Origin of the sequence: Methylobacterium sp. E-046, from assembly GCF_022829625.1 — a bacterium.
In the GTDB taxonomy this organism is placed as follows: domain Bacteria; phylum Pseudomonadota; class Alphaproteobacteria; order Rhizobiales; family Beijerinckiaceae; genus Methylobacterium; species Methylobacterium longum.
Window position 1 is genome coordinate 18,446 of record NZ_JAKSYP010000108.1, and the last position, 14,975, is coordinate 33,420.

The 14,975-nt window shown below is 71.3% G+C and carries 15 protein-coding genes and 1 other RNA gene; 9 read left to right on the forward strand and 7 right to left on the reverse strand.

What is annotated here, in order from left to right; translation table 11 throughout:
- Positions 1-37 precede the first annotated feature (37 nt).
- The 3 genes from MKK82_RS09665 to fumC form a co-directional block, all read right to left on the reverse strand.
- Positions 38-268 (reverse strand): ribbon-helix-helix domain-containing protein, encoded by a 231-nt coding sequence (locus tag MKK82_RS09665; RefSeq protein ID WP_238285831.1) that lies wholly within the window; start codon positions 266-268, stop codon positions 38-40.
- Between the two features lie 145 nt (positions 269-413).
- Positions 414-617, reverse strand: a complete 204-nt coding sequence (locus MKK82_RS09670; RefSeq protein ID WP_238285832.1) for a DUF4169 family protein — start codon at positions 615-617, stop codon at positions 414-416.
- Between the two features lie 62 nt (positions 618-679).
- Entirely contained in the window at positions 680-2,089 is a 1,410-nt protein-coding gene (gene fumC / locus MKK82_RS09675) for a class II fumarate hydratase (protein WP_238285833.1), read from the reverse strand.
- Between the two features lie 121 nt (positions 2,090-2,210).
- Between fumC and MKK82_RS09680 the strand changes: the two genes are divergently transcribed.
- Positions 2,211-3,599, forward strand: coding sequence for a cytochrome P450 (locus MKK82_RS09680; RefSeq protein ID WP_238285834.1), 1,389 nt, complete (start codon positions 2,211-2,213; stop codon positions 3,597-3,599).
- 394 nt (positions 3,600-3,993) lie between these two features.
- Here the strand turns inward: MKK82_RS09680 and MKK82_RS09685 are convergent, their stop codons facing one another.
- Both MKK82_RS09685 and ssrA read right to left on the reverse strand, forming a co-directional pair.
- Entirely contained in the window at positions 3,994-4,626 is a 633-nt protein-coding gene (locus tag MKK82_RS09685) for an SspB family protein (protein ID WP_238285835.1), read from the reverse strand.
- A gap of 65 nt (positions 4,627-4,691) precedes the next feature.
- Positions 4,692-5,075: a transfer-messenger RNA gene (gene ssrA / locus MKK82_RS09690) on the reverse strand.
- On the opposite strand from ssrA, the gene MKK82_RS09695 reads away from it, so the two are divergent.
- The 7 genes from MKK82_RS09695 to MKK82_RS09725 all read left to right on the forward strand — a co-directional run bounded on the left by MKK82_RS09695 (position 5,067) and on the right by MKK82_RS09725 (position 11,874).
- The gene (locus MKK82_RS09695) at positions 5,067-5,924 is read left to right on the forward strand and encodes a CPBP family intramembrane glutamic endopeptidase (protein ID WP_243985468.1); all 858 of its coding nucleotides are present in this window, start codon (positions 5,067-5,069) and stop codon (positions 5,922-5,924) included. The two genes, ssrA and MKK82_RS09695, sit on opposite strands and share 9 nt — an antisense overlap.
- Positions 5,925-6,005: 81 nt before the next feature.
- Positions 6,006-6,800 carry a thymidylate synthase gene (locus MKK82_RS09700; protein ID WP_238285837.1) on the forward strand — a complete coding sequence of 265 codons (795 nt, stop codon included), beginning with the start codon at positions 6,006-6,008 and terminating at the stop codon, positions 6,798-6,800.
- A complete protein-coding gene (locus tag MKK82_RS09705) occupies positions 6,797-7,288 on the forward strand; it encodes a dihydrofolate reductase (protein ID WP_238285838.1) in 492 nt (163 codons plus the stop codon). Before MKK82_RS09700 ends, MKK82_RS09705 begins: the two co-directional genes overlap by 4 nt.
- 279 nt (positions 7,289-7,567) lie before the next feature.
- Positions 7,568-8,755 carry an FtsH protease activity modulator HflK gene (gene hflK, locus MKK82_RS09710; protein ID WP_238285840.1) on the forward strand — a complete coding sequence of 396 codons (1,188 nt, stop codon included), beginning with the start codon at positions 7,568-7,570 and terminating at the stop codon, positions 8,753-8,755.
- The gene (hflC, locus tag MKK82_RS09715) at positions 8,752-9,723 is read left to right on the forward strand and encodes a protease modulator HflC (RefSeq protein WP_238285841.1); all 972 of its coding nucleotides are present in this window, start codon (positions 8,752-8,754) and stop codon (positions 9,721-9,723) included. The genes hflK and hflC overlap by 4 nt, the downstream gene beginning before the upstream one ends.
- A gap of 115 nt (positions 9,724-9,838) precedes the next feature.
- Entirely contained in the window at positions 9,839-11,395 is a 1,557-nt protein-coding gene (locus tag MKK82_RS09720; RefSeq protein WP_243985470.1) for a DegQ family serine endoprotease, read from the forward strand.
- A 317-nt stretch (positions 11,396-11,712) separates the two neighbouring features.
- Positions 11,713-11,874, forward strand: coding sequence for a hypothetical protein (locus MKK82_RS09725; RefSeq protein WP_238285845.1), 162 nt, complete (start codon positions 11,713-11,715; stop codon positions 11,872-11,874).
- A gap of 4 nt (positions 11,875-11,878) precedes the next feature.
- Here the strand turns inward: MKK82_RS09725 and serB are convergent, their stop codons facing one another.
- The gene (gene serB, locus MKK82_RS09730) at positions 11,879-12,772 is read right to left on the reverse strand and encodes a phosphoserine phosphatase SerB (RefSeq protein ID WP_238285847.1); all 894 of its coding nucleotides are present in this window, start codon (positions 12,770-12,772) and stop codon (positions 11,879-11,881) included.
- Positions 12,773-12,786: 14 nt separating this feature from the next.
- On the opposite strand from serB, the gene miaA reads away from it, so the two are divergent.
- Entirely contained in the window at positions 12,787-13,710 is a 924-nt protein-coding gene (miaA, locus tag MKK82_RS09735) for a tRNA (adenosine(37)-N6)-dimethylallyltransferase MiaA (RefSeq protein WP_238285849.1), read from the forward strand.
- 200 nt (positions 13,711-13,910) lie between these two features.
- Here the strand turns inward: miaA and MKK82_RS09740 are convergent, their stop codons facing one another.
- Positions 13,911-14,780 carry an NAD(P)-dependent oxidoreductase gene (locus tag MKK82_RS09740; RefSeq protein WP_238285850.1) on the reverse strand — a complete coding sequence of 290 codons (870 nt, stop codon included), beginning with the start codon at positions 14,778-14,780 and terminating at the stop codon, positions 13,911-13,913.
- Positions 14,781-14,975: the final 195 nt, after the last annotated feature.

The following is a 14,975-nucleotide window of genomic DNA, read 5'->3' on the forward strand; positions in this document are numbered from 1 at the left end:
CGCCGGGGATCAGAAGTCCGGAGCGGTCGGGGCGCGCTCACGTTTCCGGTATCGGGCCGGCGCGCACCGCCTCCAGGACGAACACGCGGATCGCCGAGGACAGGTTCTGGCCGCCGCGCCCGGCATCGATCGTCCCGACCAGCGCCTGAACCGATTGGCCCCGGGCCTCGGCGATATCCCGCAGCGCCACCCAGAACGGATCCTCCAGGGACACGCTGGTCCGGTGGCCGGCGATCATCACGGAGCGCTTGGTCACGCCTGCGCTCATGCGGAGATGGCCCTGCGGGTCGCGCGGCCCGTCTTCGCGCGCGGAGCGTCCCGGCCCGGCGCGGGGCGGCGAAGGGCGGCGTCGCGCCGCCGGATCGCGACACTCCGCCGGCGTGGGCGGCCGGGCCGGCCGGACTGCGACGGCCTCATCCCGCCGGATCGGGATCCGGCTCGTTCCGCTCCAGGCGGTGGCCCTCGTGGCGCTCGGTCTCCATTGCCTTGCGCCGCTGCTGGAGGGTCTTGGCCTTCTTCGGCCGGCCGAAGGCGATGCGGTTGGTCTCGGCCTGCGCGTCGGCCTCGGCGCGAGCCTTCGCCTTCCGGACCTGACGCAGGTTGATGATCTCGGCCATGGATCGCCTCCCAGTGTCCCGCCTCCGGCGCGAGGGAGCCCGCGCCGGCCCGTCCCCAACGATCAGTCGGCGCTGGGCGCCAGCATGGTCTCCGGCCGGACCACGCGCTCGAACTCCGCCTCGGTCACGTAGCCGAGCCGCAGGGCCTCCTCCTTGAGGGTGGTGCCGTTCTTGTGCGCGGTCTTGGCGATCTCGGCGGCCTTGTCGTAGCCGATCGAGGGGGCGAGCGCGGTCACCAGCATGAGCGAGCGGCTCACCAGGTCGGCGATCTTGTCCTCGTTGGCCTTGATGCCGACCACACAATTGTCGGTGAAGCTCACCGCCGCGTCGGCGAGCAGCCGGATCGACTGCAGCACCGCGTTGGCGATCACCGGCTTGAACACGTTGAGCTCGAAATTGCCCTGGGAGCCCGCGAAGCTCACGGTGGTGCCGTTGCCGATCACCTGGGCGCAGACCATGGTCAGCGCCTCGCACTGGGTCGGGTTGACCTTGCCGGGCATGATCGAGGAGCCGGGCTCGTTCTCGGGCAGGGACAGCTCGCCGAGGCCGGAGCGCGGCCCCGAACCGAGGAAGCGGATGTCCTGGGCGATCTTGAACAGGCCGGCGGCGAGCGCCGACAGCGCGCCCTGCGTGAACACCAGGGCGTCGTGGGTGGCCAGCGCCTCGAACTTGTTGGCGGCGCTCGTGAACGGCAGGCCGGTCAGCTCCGCAACCTTGGCGGCGAAGCGGTCGGCGAATTCCGGATGCGCGTTGAGGCCGGTGCCGACCGCCGTGCCGCCCTGGGCGAGCGCCAGCACCCCCGGCAGGGTCGCGGCGACGCGCGATCCGCCCAGCGCCACCTGCGCGACGTAGCCGGAGAACTCCTGACCCAGCGAGACCGGCGTCGCGTCCTGCAGATGGGTCCGGCCGATCTTGACGATCGCGTCGAACGCCTGGGCCTTGGCGTCGAGGGCCGCGTGCAGGTGGCTCAGGGCCGGCAGGAGGCGTCCCTGGATCTCGCGCGCCACCGCGATGTGCATGGCGGTCGGGAAGGTGTCGTTCGAGGACTGGCCGCGGTTGCAATGGTCGTTCGGATGGACCGGCGACTTGCCGCCGCGCTGGCCCCCGAGCCGCTCGTTGGCGAGGCTCGCGATCACCTCGTTGGCGTTCATGTTCGACTGGGTGCCCGAACCGGTCTGGTAGATGACGAGGGGGAACTCGTCGTCGTGGCGGCCCTCCACCACCTCGGCCGCGGAGGCCGCGATCGCCTCGGCGAGCCGCGGTTCGAGGGCGCCGAGGTCCTGATTCACCAGGGCGGCGGCCTGCTTCACGAGGCCCAGCGCGTGCACCAGCGGCGCCGGCATCCGGTCGGTGCCGATCTTGAAGTTCTGGATCGAGCGCTGGGTCTGCGCGCCCCAGTAACGATGGGCCGGGACCTCGATCGGGCCGAACGTGTCGGACTCGGTGCGGGTGGCGGTCTCGGTGGGCGACATCGTGGCCTCTACGTCTGGTGCAGTGCGGTGCCTACTTAAATGAGCCGTGGGGGAATCGCGATGCCGGTTTTCCCGGCGTGCCGACAAGGGCGGAGCTCTGTTTCCGCCGGACAAGGAGCCGATGAGCGCGACGATCGATCTCTCCGAGCCCGCCACCCGGTTTCGCCCCGCCGTGCCGCCGCCGCTGACGGAGCCGCTGGGCCTGTTCGAGTTCCTGCGGGCCGCGCGGAAGAATCCGATCACCACCTGGATGGACGCGCATTTCAAGCTCCCGGTCGTGGCGGCCGACGGTGCGATGGGCCGGATCACCGTGGTGAGCGACCCGGCGTTGATCCGCTACCTGCTGATCGAGAATGCCGACGGCTACCGGAAGGACGACCTCCAGCGGCGTGTGCTCGCCCCGGGCCTCGGGAATGGCCTGCTCAGCGCCGAGGGCGACGAGTGGCGGCTCCAGCGCCGGACCCTGGCGCCGATCTTCAACGCCCGCACCGTCCAGGGCTTCTCCGAGGCGATGAACGCCGCGGGCGCCCGCCTCGGTCGCCGCCTCGCCCGTCGGGCCGGCAAGCAGGTCGACGTCGCCCTCGAGATGACCCGCGTCACGCTGGACGTTCTGGAGCGGACGATCTTCACCCACGGGCTTCCGAGCGATCCGGACGCGCTGGGCCGCGCGATCACGCGCTTCCTGGAGGCGGTGGGGCCGATCGATCCCCTCGACGTGTTCGGCGTACCGGACTTCGTGCCGCGGATCGGCCGCCTCCGTGCCCGCCCGGCGGGGCGGTTCTTCGCCGAGGTGGTCGATGAGCTGATCGCGCGGCGCAAGACCCTGATGGAACGGGGCGAGGCGCCCCGCGACCTGCTGACGCTGCTGCTGGCCGCGCAGGACCCCGAGACCGGCACCGGCCTCTCGGACTTGGCCGTGAAGGCCAACATCGTCACCTTCATCGCGGCCGGTCACGAGACGACGGCCAATTCCCTGACCTGGACGCTCTACTGCCTGTCGCAGGATCCCACCGCGCAGGCGCGGATCGAGGCGGAGGTCGACGCGGCGGGGCCAGGGGATTTCGCCGCGGAGCGCCTGCCCTTCACCCGGGCCGTGATCGAGGAGGCGATGCGGCTGTTCCCGCCGGTGCCGTTCCTCAGCCGTCAGGCGGTCCGGGACGATCGGCTGGGCCGGATCAAGGTGCCGCGGGGCTCGCTGGTCCTGATCGCCCCCTGGGTGCTTCACCGTCACCAGCTGCTGTGGGAGGACCCGGAGGCCTTCGTGCCGGAGCGCTTCCTGCCCGAGAACCGGGACGCGATCGCGCGCTTCGCCTACCTGCCTTTCGGGGCGGGTCCGCGCGTCTGCATCGGCCAGAGCTTCTCGATCCAGGAGGCGGTGATCGTGCTGGCCCACGTGGTCCGGGCGGTGCGGTTCCGCCTGCCGGCCGATCATCCGCCGGTCACGCCCCTCCACCGGGTGACGCTGCGGCCGGAGCACGGGTTGCGGATGGAGGCCGCGGCGCGGAGCTAGGGCCGGGCTCGGCCGGAGCGTCACCGTGCCGGACGGCGCCGTATCGCGGCCGACGCGCGAGGCCGAAACTCCGGTTTGCCGAGGCTTGCGTCAGCGGATCAATCCTCCGGACGCGGGGATCGGATCACGCGCCGACCCATCGGAGGCCGGGCGCTCGCCGCAGGCAGCCGTGTCCCCCATCATCGGCACGCAGTCCGGATGCCGCTAAGCGGGGATCGAGCACCGCGATTCGGATCGTCGCGATGGCCGACGCCTTCAGCCGGGGCGAGACCCGCGTGAGGCCCTCGTTGACGCGCTTGGCACGGTGATTCCGCTCAGCGACCGACGGCCTCGGCTGCGCGAGCGCGTCGTCCGCCGTGTGACCCCCCGGCCGTCGCGTCGGGCCGGGGACAGGTCAGCTCTTCTTCCGGAACGCGTCCAGGCTCACGACTTCGGCGCTGCCCTCCTCGCCCTCCTTCTTGGCGGCGGGACGGGGGGCCTTCTCATCGGACTTGTCAGACTTGGCGGGTTTCTCACCCTGGGCCGCAGGGGCCGGAAGGCCCTTCGGGGGGCTCGAACCGATCGTGGCCAGCCCGGAACTCTTGGGCCGCACCTCGCCGGGCTCGGAGCCGGCTCCGCGCGGACCCGGCTTGGCCGGCGCGGCATTGGCCTCCTCCGGCGTCTCGCCGGCCTCGCTGAGGTCGAACTTCAGGCCGAACTGCACGGAAGGATCGAAGAAGCCCGACAGCGCGTCGAACGGGACCAGCAGTCGCTCCGGGACCCCCGAGAAGGACAATCCGACCTCGAAGGCATGCTCGGTGACGTTCAGGTCCCAGAACTGGTGCTGCAGGACGATCGTCATGTCCTGCGGGTACTTCTCCCGCAGGGCCTGCGACATTCGCACGCCGGGCGCCTCGGTGCGGAATGAGACGTAGAAGTGGTGCTCGCCCATGAGCCCTTCGCGGGCTGCGTCGGTCAGCACCTTGCGCACGACGCCGCGAAGGGCGTCCTGCACCAGGAGGTCGTAGCGGATCAGGTCGTCTGCCATCTGCGGTCGCGCTCTAGCCCGGTCTGCCCGGCGCCCCGCCGCGGATGGCTGGACCGAGGAATTGATGTGACGGCTTCCGTTGCCAGGTGCCTGCCTACCCCGCCTGTCCGGTGCGACCCGGCAGGACTTCAAGTCGCGGTCTCGGAGCCGCTTACGCGGCCGCCGCCACCGCAGCAAAGTTGTCGTTGGCAACTGTTGCAAAGGCCCGATAACGGCGGAACCATGCCGAGCGAAAGCTCAACCTTTACGCCCTCGTCGATCCTACTTCGCCCCCGCCGAAGCCCAGGCTTCCGATCATGCGCCTTGCGGCAGCATGTCCTGGGCTCGGGTGGAGGCGCCGGGTACCGCCCCCGGGTCCGATAGGTTTATTGCGAAGAACGTTTATCGCCATAGCCGGCCTCGCGACCGGCACCCGAGATATAGAGGGGATCGGTCCGGTTTTGAAGCCCGATCGTGTCGCGCCGCCGCCTCATTTGAAGCCTCCGGGCGAGGCTGTTGCCGGAAGTGCGCAGTCGCGCGCGCCCGCCTCCGATCGCCGGGGCGTTCCCGGCCGCCTCTGGACGGCGACGTGGCAGCTCGGGGCCCTGGTGGCCCTCGTGGTCCTCTACCTCGGTGCCGCCAGCCTGCTCGCGCTGGTCGCCGTGCGGGTCGGGTTCGACCTGTGGAAGGGGATCGACCCGTTCCTGCCCCCGGAGCAGCGCCCGTTCATCGGCGCGGTGGAGCTCGCCCACCGGGCCTTCGCCATCGATGCCCTGCGCCAAGTCTTCCTCGCCGCCCTCGTGCTCGGCGGCGCGTGGTGGCAGGACCGGACCGGCTGGCGGCGGCGCCTCGCCCTGGACCGCGAGCGCCTGAACGGAATGCGGCCGGTCGCGCTGCTGGCGCTTCTGCTCGTCTGGCCGGTGCTGCACATCGCCTGGGTCACCGGCACGGCCGAGCTGTTCGGGGCGAGCTTCGGGCAGCACGTCCGGCTGTCGCCGTTCATGAGCCAGGCCGCGGTGGCGGCGTGGCTCGCCTACCTGGCGATCCTGGCTCCGGTGGCCGAGGAGCTGCTCCTGCGCGGCGAGGCCTTCGCCCGCGCGCAGGCCGCGGTGGGCCCCCTGGCGGCGATCCTGGTCACCGCCCTCATCTTCGCGGCCGCCCACGTCTCGTCCTGGGGGCTGGCCCGGCCGGTCTCGCTGCTGCCCCTGGCCCTGGCGCTCGGCTGGCTGCGCTGGCGCACCGGCCGGCTCTGGCCCGGCATCGCCCTGCACGGCTGGTCGAACCTCGCGTTGGTGACGTACCTGCTCTGGCCGGCCTGAGTCCGCCGCCGGGCGTGACGGCGGTGGACAGATGTCGGCGACGAACTTGCCGTGCGGGCCGCCGACGCGCAGGAATGGCCGATGGACGCTTACCAGGACCTGCTCCGGCGCATCCTCGACGAGGGCGCGGCCAAGGATGACCGCACCGGCACCGGGACGCTCTCGGTGTTCGGCCACCAGATGCGCTTCGACCTGTCGGCGGGCTTCCCGCTCGTCACGACGAAGCGGCTGCACCTGCGCTCGATCATCCACGAACTGCTCTGGTTCCTGGCCGGCGACACCAACGTGGCCGCCCTGCGGGCGAACGGGGTGACGATCTGGGACGAGTGGGCCGACGAACGCGGCGACCTCGGTCCGGTCTACGGCCGGCAGTGGCGGTCCTGGGAGAAGCCGGGCGGCGGCACCGTCGACCAGATCGCCTGGGTCCTCGACGAGATCCGGCGCAATCCCGATTCCCGTCGCCTGATCGTCTCGGCCTGGAATCCGGCCGATCTCGACCGGATGGCGCTCGCCCCCTGCCACTGCCTGTTCCAGTTCTACGTGAGCGACGGCCGCCTCTCGTGCCAGCTCTACCAGCGCTCGGCCGACGCCTTCCTGGGCGTGCCGTTCAACATCGCGAGCTACGCGCTCCTGACCCACATGATCGCCCAGGTGACCGGTCTCGGGGTCGGCGACTTCGTCCACACCTTCGGCGACGCGCATCTCTACCGGAACCACATGGAGCAGACGCGCACCCTGCTGAGCCGGACCCCGCGTCCGTTGCCGCAACTGCGGCTCAATCCGGAGGTGCGCGACCTCTTCGCGTTCCGGTACGAGGATATCGTCATCAAGCAGTACGACCCGCACCCGGCCATCGCGGCCCCGGTGGCGGTATGACGCCGCGCGTGGCGCTGGTGGTGGCCGTCGCCCGCAACGGCGTGATCGGCCGCGACAACGGCCTTGCGTGGCACCTGTCCAGCGACCTGAAGCGGTTCAAGGCCCTGACCCTGGGCAAGCCGATGCTGATGGGCCGGCGCACCTGGGACTCGATCGGCCGGCCGCTGCCGGGGCGCCGGACCCTGGTCCTCACCCGCGATCGCGGCTTCCGGGCCGAGGGCGCCGAGGTCGTCCACGGCTGGGACGCCGCGCTGGCCGCCACGTCCGGCGCGGAGCTGATGGTGGTCGGCGGCGCAGAGATCTACGCGCTGGCGCTCCCGCACGCCGACCGCCTCCACCTCACCGAGGTCGAGGCCGAGCCGGACGGCGACGTGCGATTCCCCGACTTCGACCGGGCGCACTTCCGCGAGGCCTTCCGCGAGGCGCATCCGGCCGGCCCGCGCGACGAGCACGCCTTCACGTTCATCGACTGGGAGCGCGTGCGCTGAGGCGCGCCGCCGCGGTTGCCTTTGCCGCCCCGCGTGCCCACCTGCCAGCCTTGACAGCACGGGGCGCGCGCCCGCAGGTGCCTGTCGGGTGTGCGCTCGGGCGGAGCGCGCGTTTGGCGGGAAGATGCGTGCGCACAGGCTCTTAGGCCATCGATCGGGCAGGGTCGCGCCGAGGCCGACCCGGCGGGTCGGGACTAGGTGGGCGAGCGTGGCCGTTCAGGCAGGGGGCGCGGGTCGGAAGCAGGACCGGGCGCGGACAGGCGGGAGACGACGGCTAGGATGCCTTGGAGCAATCAGAGCGGCGGCGGGGGCCCTTGGGGCCGGCCCGGCGGCAACGGCGGCGGTCCCTGGGGTGGTGGCGGCGGTGGCGGTGGCGGCAAGACGCCGCCCAACCTCGAGGACCTGCTCCGGCGTGGGCAGGACCGCCTGCGCAACCTGATCCCGGGCGGCGGCGGTAGCGGCGGCTACGGTGGCGGCGGCTCGACCGGCCTCGGGGGCGGCCGCAGCGCGGCGGTGATCGCGTCCCTCGCCCTGGCGATCTGGCTCGCCACGGGCTTCTACACCGTCTACCCGCGGCAGGTCGGCATCGAGACGATCTTCGGCCGCTACATCGGCACCAAGGGCGAGGGCCTGCGCTACAACTTCCCCTACCCGATCGGCGGCGTGGTGAAGCCGGATGTCGGCTCCCAGAACTCGATCCAGATCGGCTTCCGCTCCGGCCCCGGCGGCCAGGGCCGCAACCGCGACGTTCCGGACGAGAGCCTGATCCTCACCGGCGACGAGAACATCGTCGATCTCGACTTCGAGGTGCAGTGGCGGATCAACCCGCTGAAGGCCTCCGACTTCGTGTTCAACCTCCAGAATCCGGAGGGCACCATCAAGGCGATCTCCGAGAGCGCGATGCGCGAGGTGATCGGCCGCCGCAACATCCAGGCGATCCTGACCAACGAGCAGTCGAGCATCGCCCAGGAGGTCAAGGAGATGGTCCAGAAGGCGCTCGACGAGTACGGCGCCGGCGTGCGCATCGAGGTGGTGCAGCTCGTCTCGGTCAACCCGCCGCCGGAGGTGCGCCCCGCCTTCATCGACGTGAACGCCGCCCAGCAGGACGCCGACACGGCGCAGAACGAGGCCAAGACCTACGCCAGCCGCGAGGTGCCGCAGGCCCGGGGTAAGGCCTCCCAGATCGTCCAGCAGGCCGAAGCCTACCGGACCAAGGCGACCGCCGACGCCACCGGCCAGGCGGCGCGCTTCAGCGAGGTCTACGCCTCCTACAAGGCCGCCCCGGCGATCAGCCGCGAACGGATCTTCCTGGAGACGATGGAGAAGGTTCTGGGCTCCGTGAACAAGGTGATCATCGACCAGAACGGGACGCAGCCCGGGACGGCTGCGGCGGCCGGCGTGCTGCCGGTGCTGCCGCTCTCCGAGTTCGGCCCCCGCGCCCAGACCCAGACGGGAGCCGCCCGATGAAACAGGCTCTTCGCACCGGCCTGATCGCCGTCGCGGCGATCGTCGCGATCGGGCTCTACGCCTCGATCTTCACCGTCGGCCAGATGCAGCAGGCCCTGGTCCTGCAGTTCGGCCGCGTCCGCGCCGTGCTCAACGCCACCGGCGAGGAGAAGCCCGGCCTCTACTTCAAGATCCCGTTCATGGAGAACGTGGTCATCTTCGACAAGCGGGTGCTCGACCTCGACCTGCCGGTCCAGACGGTACTCACCGCCGACCGGCAGAACCTGGAGGTGGACGCCTTTGCCCGGTACCGGATCCTCGATCCGCTGCGCTTCTATCAAGCGGTCGGCAACAAGGAGCTGGCGAACCAGCGCCTGGCGAGCTTCACCAATTCCGGGCTGCGCAACGTGCTGGCCCGCTCGACCCGCGACGCCATCGTCAAGACGGATCGCGGTCAGCTGATGCACCAGATCCAGGAGGACGTGAACCGGCAGGCCAAGGCGCTCGGCATCGAGATCGTGGACCTGCGCATGACCCGGGTCGATCTGCCCGCACAGAACTCGGCCGCAGTCTACAAGCGGATGAAGACCGAGCGCGAGCGCGAGGCGGCCGACATCCGCGCCAACGGCGACCAGATCGCCGCCACGATCCGCGCCAAGGCCGACCGGGAGGTGACGGTGATCCTGGCCGAGGCGACGCAGAAATCCGAGCAGCTGCGCGGCCAGGGCGACGCCGACAAGAACCGGATCCTCGCGGAGGCGTTCGGCCAGGATGCGGACTTCTTCAGCTTCTACCGCTCCATGCAGGCCTACGAGGTGGGGCTGAAGGGATCGGATACGCGCCTGGTGATCAGCCCGAGTTCGGACTTCTTCCGCTACTTCAGCGATCCGCAGGGCCGGGCGGCGGCCTCTTCGGCGGCCCCCCGCAACCCGCGCGGACCCGCGGATCCGAGCGCGACCACCGGTTCGACGACCGGGGCGGCGCGCTGATCGACCGCGTGTTGGCGCCATGGCGCCGGCGGACTACCTTGCGCGACAATGAGCGGGCCCCGATCTCGGATCGCGGGCCCGTAAATCGGGAGACGCGTTCTTGAAGAGGTCGATCATGTACCCCGTCGCGAGCGCCCCTGGGGCGCCCATCGGCCGCGCCAAGGCGCAACCCCGCTCCCGCGCCCGCGCGCTGATGGCCTCGATCCTGGTCGGCGCGTCCGTGGCCACCGCCGCCCTGCCGGTTCCGGCCTTCGCCAAGGGGCCGGCCTCCCTGGCCGACCTCGCCGATCAGGTCACCGACGCGGTGGTGAACATCTCGGCCTCCACGACGGTCGAGGCGCGCAGCAGCCGCGCCGGGCCGCAGGTCCCCCCGGGTACGCCCTTCGAGGATCTGTTCGAGGAGTTCTTCAACCGTCGCGGCGGCCGCGGCGGTGGCGGTGGCGGTGGCGGAGAGCGGGGCGAGAGCGACGCGCCGCGCCAGCAGCGCAAGTCCAATTCCCTGGGCTCCGGCTTCATCATCGATGCCTCCGGCATCGTGGTGACCAACAACCACGTTATCGGCGACGCGAACGACATCCAGGTCATCCTGCACGACGGCACCAAGCTGAAGGCCGAGATCGTCGGCAAGGATCCGAAGATCGACCTCGCGGTGCTGCGGGTGAAGCCGACGGCCGAGCGGCCCCTGAAGGCCGTGCCGTTCGGCGATTCCGACAAGATGCGGCCGGGCGACTGGGTCATCGCCATCGGCAACCCGTTCGGGCTCGGCGGCTCGGTCTCGGCCGGCATCGTCTCGGCCCGGGGCCGGAACATCGAGTCCGGACCGTACGACAACTACATTCAGACCGACGCGGCCATCAACAAGGGCAATTCGGGCGGTCCGCTGTTCAACATGGACGGTGAGGTGATCGGCATCAACACCGCCATCCTGTCGCCCACCGGCGGCTCGGTGGGCATCGGCTTCGCGGTGCCGTCGGGGACGGCCAAGCCCGTGATCGACCAGCTCCGCGACTTCGGCGAGGTTCGCCGGGGCTGGCTCGGCGTGCGCATCCAGAACGTCGATGACGCCACCGCGGAGGCCCTCAACCTGAAGGGTGGGCCGCGGGGGGCCCTGGTGGCCGGCGTCGACGAGAAGGGCCCGGCTAAGACCGCCGGCATCGAGGTCGGCGACGTGATCCTGAAGTTCAACGGCGCCCCCGTGAAGGCCTCGGGCGACCTGCCGCGCATCGTCGCCTCCACGCCGGTCGGCCAGAAGGTCGACGTGGTCGTCATGCGCAAGGGCGAGGAGGTGACGAAGCCCGTCACCCTCGGCCGTCTGGAGGACGGCGACAAGCCCCAGCTCGCCAACCTGCGCCAGCCGGAGCCCGAGAGCGCGACCCGTCAGGCGCTCGGTCTCAACCTCTCCGGCATGACCGACGACCTGCGCAAGAAGTACTCGATCAAGGACACCGTGAAGGGCGTGGTCGTGACCCGCGTCGATCCGAACTCGACGGCGGCCGACAAGCGGATCCAGCCCGGCGAGGTGATCGTCGAGGTCGGCCAGGAGGCGGTCAACACTCCGGCGGACGTGACCAAGCGGGTCGACACCCTGAAGAAGGACGGCCGCAAGTCGGTCCTCTTGCTGGTGGCGGGCGCCACGGGCGACGTGCGCTTCGTGGCGATCGGGCTGGACTGAGCGCCGTCAGGCGCGCGATCGAGGGCCGTCGCTTCGCGGGGAGCGGCGGCCTTTCCTGTGTTCAGGGCACGCCGCCTGGACGCGGCGCCACGGGGCGGCATACGGGTGCCGCGGGTCGGTGCGGCTCGGACGATCCGCGATCCGTGACGGCCGTCGCCTTCGATACCCCGAAATTCGCCCCCGCCCCGGTGAGAAGGCGAGGCTGCCGCCCGGGCCGGACGAGGGCTTGGCCGACGCGCAAGTGGATGTCGCCGACTGCCCTCCCGCTACGATGGCCCACATCCGCGATGTTCAGGTCGACACGGGCATCTCGACACGTGCAGATCGACATCCGGATCGTGTGGAGCGACATCGAGGCCGTGAAAGGCGCCGGCGCCTCCGCGGAGGACGAGACGGTGGGCTGGCTCATGGGGACGCACGGCCGTCAGACCCGGGCGGTTCCGGGGGCGGTCATCGCCCCGCCTCGCCCCCTGCGCTGAGCGCTCACCCCACGAACTCCGCCGCCGCGTAGCCCTGCAGGTACAGGAGCGCGGTGAGGTCGCTGTGCTCGACCCGGACCCGCGCCGCGGCCGCGACCGCGGGCTTCGCCCGGAACGCCACGCCGAGGCCGGCCTCGCTCAGCATGTCGAGATCGTTGGCCCCGTCGCCCACCGCGAGGGTCTCGGCGGCCCCGAGGCCCAATTGGCCGCGCAGGGCGATCAGCGTCGCGCGCTTCTCGGCCTTCCCGACGATCGGGGACTCGACGACTCCGGTGAGCCGCCCGTTCGCCACGCCGAGCACGTTGGACCGGTGCTCGTCGAAGCCAATCATCGCGGCGATCGGGCCGGTGAAGACGGTGAAGCCGCCCGAGACCAGGCAGGTATGGGCGCCGTGCGCCCGCATCGTCCGCACCAGCGTGCGGCCGCCCGGGGTCAGGGTCAGGTGCTCGGCGATCAGTCCGTCGACCGCGCCGACCGGGATGTCCTTCAGGAGCGCCACGCGCTCGCGCAGGGCCGGCTCGAAGGCGATCTCGCCGCGCATCGCCCGCTCGGTGATCGCCGCGACATGGTCCTTGAGGCCGAGCGTCCCGGCGAGCTCGTCGATGCATTCCTGCTCGATCATGGTGGAATCCATGTCGGCCAGGAACAGGCGCTTGCGCCGGTGCGCGTCGGCGGGAAGCACCGCGAGATCGACCGGCTCGCCCGCGAGGGCCGTGCGCAGCCTCTCCGCGAGGGACGCCGCCGCGGCGGGCTCGCCCGGCACCAGCAGCTCGGCGGCGACTTCCCCGTGCAGGATCCGGGGCTGATGCTCCGTCCGCAGCACGGCGCGGGACTCGGCCAGGACCGCGTCGGTGATGGACGGCCGATCCGGGTTTGCTATCAGGACCGCGACCAGCATCGTGGAGGTACGCCTTGCCAGACCGGGAGGAGGCCGGGGGGCGCCCGGCCGCGATCCTCATCGCAGGGCCCACCGCGTCGGGCAAGTCGGCGCTCGCCGCGCGGCTGGCCCGACGGCACGAGGGCGTGGTGATCAACACCGATTCGATGCAGGTCTACGCGGACCTGCGCCGCCTGACCGCCCGGCCCGACCCGGACGAGGAGGCGCGGGTGCCCCACAGGCTCTATGGCCATGTCGACGGCGCCGTGAACTACTCCGTGGGGCATTTCTCGCGGGACGCGGCGGCGCTGCTGGGGACGCTCGGCGGGCGCTTGCCGGTCTTCGTGGGCGGCACGGGCCTGTATTTCCGGGCGCTGGAGCAGGGGTTCTCGGAGTTGCCGCCGGTCCCCGAGCCGGTGCGCGCGCAGGTGCGGACCGAGGCCGAGGGACGACCGACCGCAGCGCTCCACGCCGAACTCGCCCGGCACGACCCCGAGGGCGCCGCCCGCCTGCGCCCGAGCGACCGGATGCGGGTGATGCGCGCCCTGGAAATCTTTCTCGCCACAGGCCGGCCGATCGCCAGCTTCTACGGCGATCCGGTCCCCGGCCCGCTCGCCGGCTGGACGCTCGACAAGATCTTCCTGGCGCCCGACCGCGCGGTGCTGCGCGCCCGCATCGACACCCGCTTCCGGGCGATGATCGCTGCGGGCGCCCTGGACGAGGTCGCCCGTCTGCGCGCCCGAAACCTCGATCCATTGCTGCCGGTGATGCGGGCCCACGGCGTGCCGGGCCTGATCGCCCATCTCGACGGGGCGATCGATCTGGAGGCGGCGATCACCCGCGGGCAGGCGGATACGCGGGCCTATGCGAAGCGCCAGTTCACGTGGTTCCGCCACCAGATGGGGACGGGCTGGCGCTGGCTCGATCCAGAGGCTGCGGCGGGCGACGCGCTACTGTGACGGGTGAGCCCGATCCGCCGGGCGGAGCGGGCTCACCCGTCACCGGCCCTAGGCTGGGTCTTCATCTCCAGTGCGGGCGGGGGACAGGGCGAGGGAGCAAGTCCTTCCGGAAGTGCCCCCACCGCCCGCGCGCTCACGGAAGAGCACGAAAGAGCCGGTATGGCGCGTCTCGCCCCCGCGCCGCGGCCCGGGGCGACGCTTCAGCGCTCCAGGCGCGCCACCAAGCTCGACGTGTCCCAGCGGTTGCCGCCCATGGCCTGGACCTCGGCGTAGAATTGATCGACCAGGGCTGAGACCGGCAGCTTGGCGCCGTTGCGGCGGGCCTCGTCCAGCAGGATGCCGAGATCCTTGCGCATCCAATCCACGGCGAAGCCGAAATCGAACTTGCCCTGGTTCATGGTCTTGCCGCGGTTCTCCATCTGCCAGGAGCCGGCGGCCCCCTTGGAGATCACGTCGAGCACGGCCTCCACGTCGAGGCCGGCGCGCTTGGCGAAGTGGACGCCCTCGGAGAGGCCCTGGACGAGGCCGGCGATGCAGATCTGGTTGACCATCTTGGTGAGCTGGCCGGAACCCGCCGGGCCCATCAGCCGGCAGGCGCGGGCGAACGAGCCGATCGCGCCCTCGACCTTGGCGTAGGTCGCCGGATCGCCGCCGCACATCACGGTGAGCACGCCGTTCTCGGCGCCGGCCTGGCCGCCGGAGACCGGCGCGTCGACGAAGCCGAGTCCCTTGGCGTCCGCCGCGGCGGCGAGCTCCCGGGCGACCTCGGCGGAGGCCGTGGTGTGGTCGACGAAGATCGCGCCGGGCTTCATGCCGGCGAGCGCGCCGTCCTCGCCCAGCACGACGCTGCGCAGGTCGTCGTCGTTGCCCACGCAGGCGAACACGATCTCGGCGCCCTCGACGGCCTGCCGGGGCGTGGGCGCGTGGGCGCCGCCGTAGGTCTTCACCCAGGCCTCGGCCTTGGGCGTGGTGCGGTTGTAGACGGTGACGTCGTGGCCACCCTTCTTGGCGAGGTGTCCGGCCATGGGGCCGCCCATCACGCCAAGACCCAGGAATGCGACCTTCGCCATTGTTGTGCGCTCCTCGCAGGCCCGGTCGGCGCCGGCGCCCTTCCTTCGCTCACGGCAGGCGGCGACAAGACCCGGCCGCCGGTTCGTGAGAGTGATCGGGGCCGTGCCGAAGACCGGACGTGACAGATCGGGCATCGTGCCGCCGCCGACGCTGCATCACAGCTCGGATCGCTTGCGTCAACGTCGGACCAATAG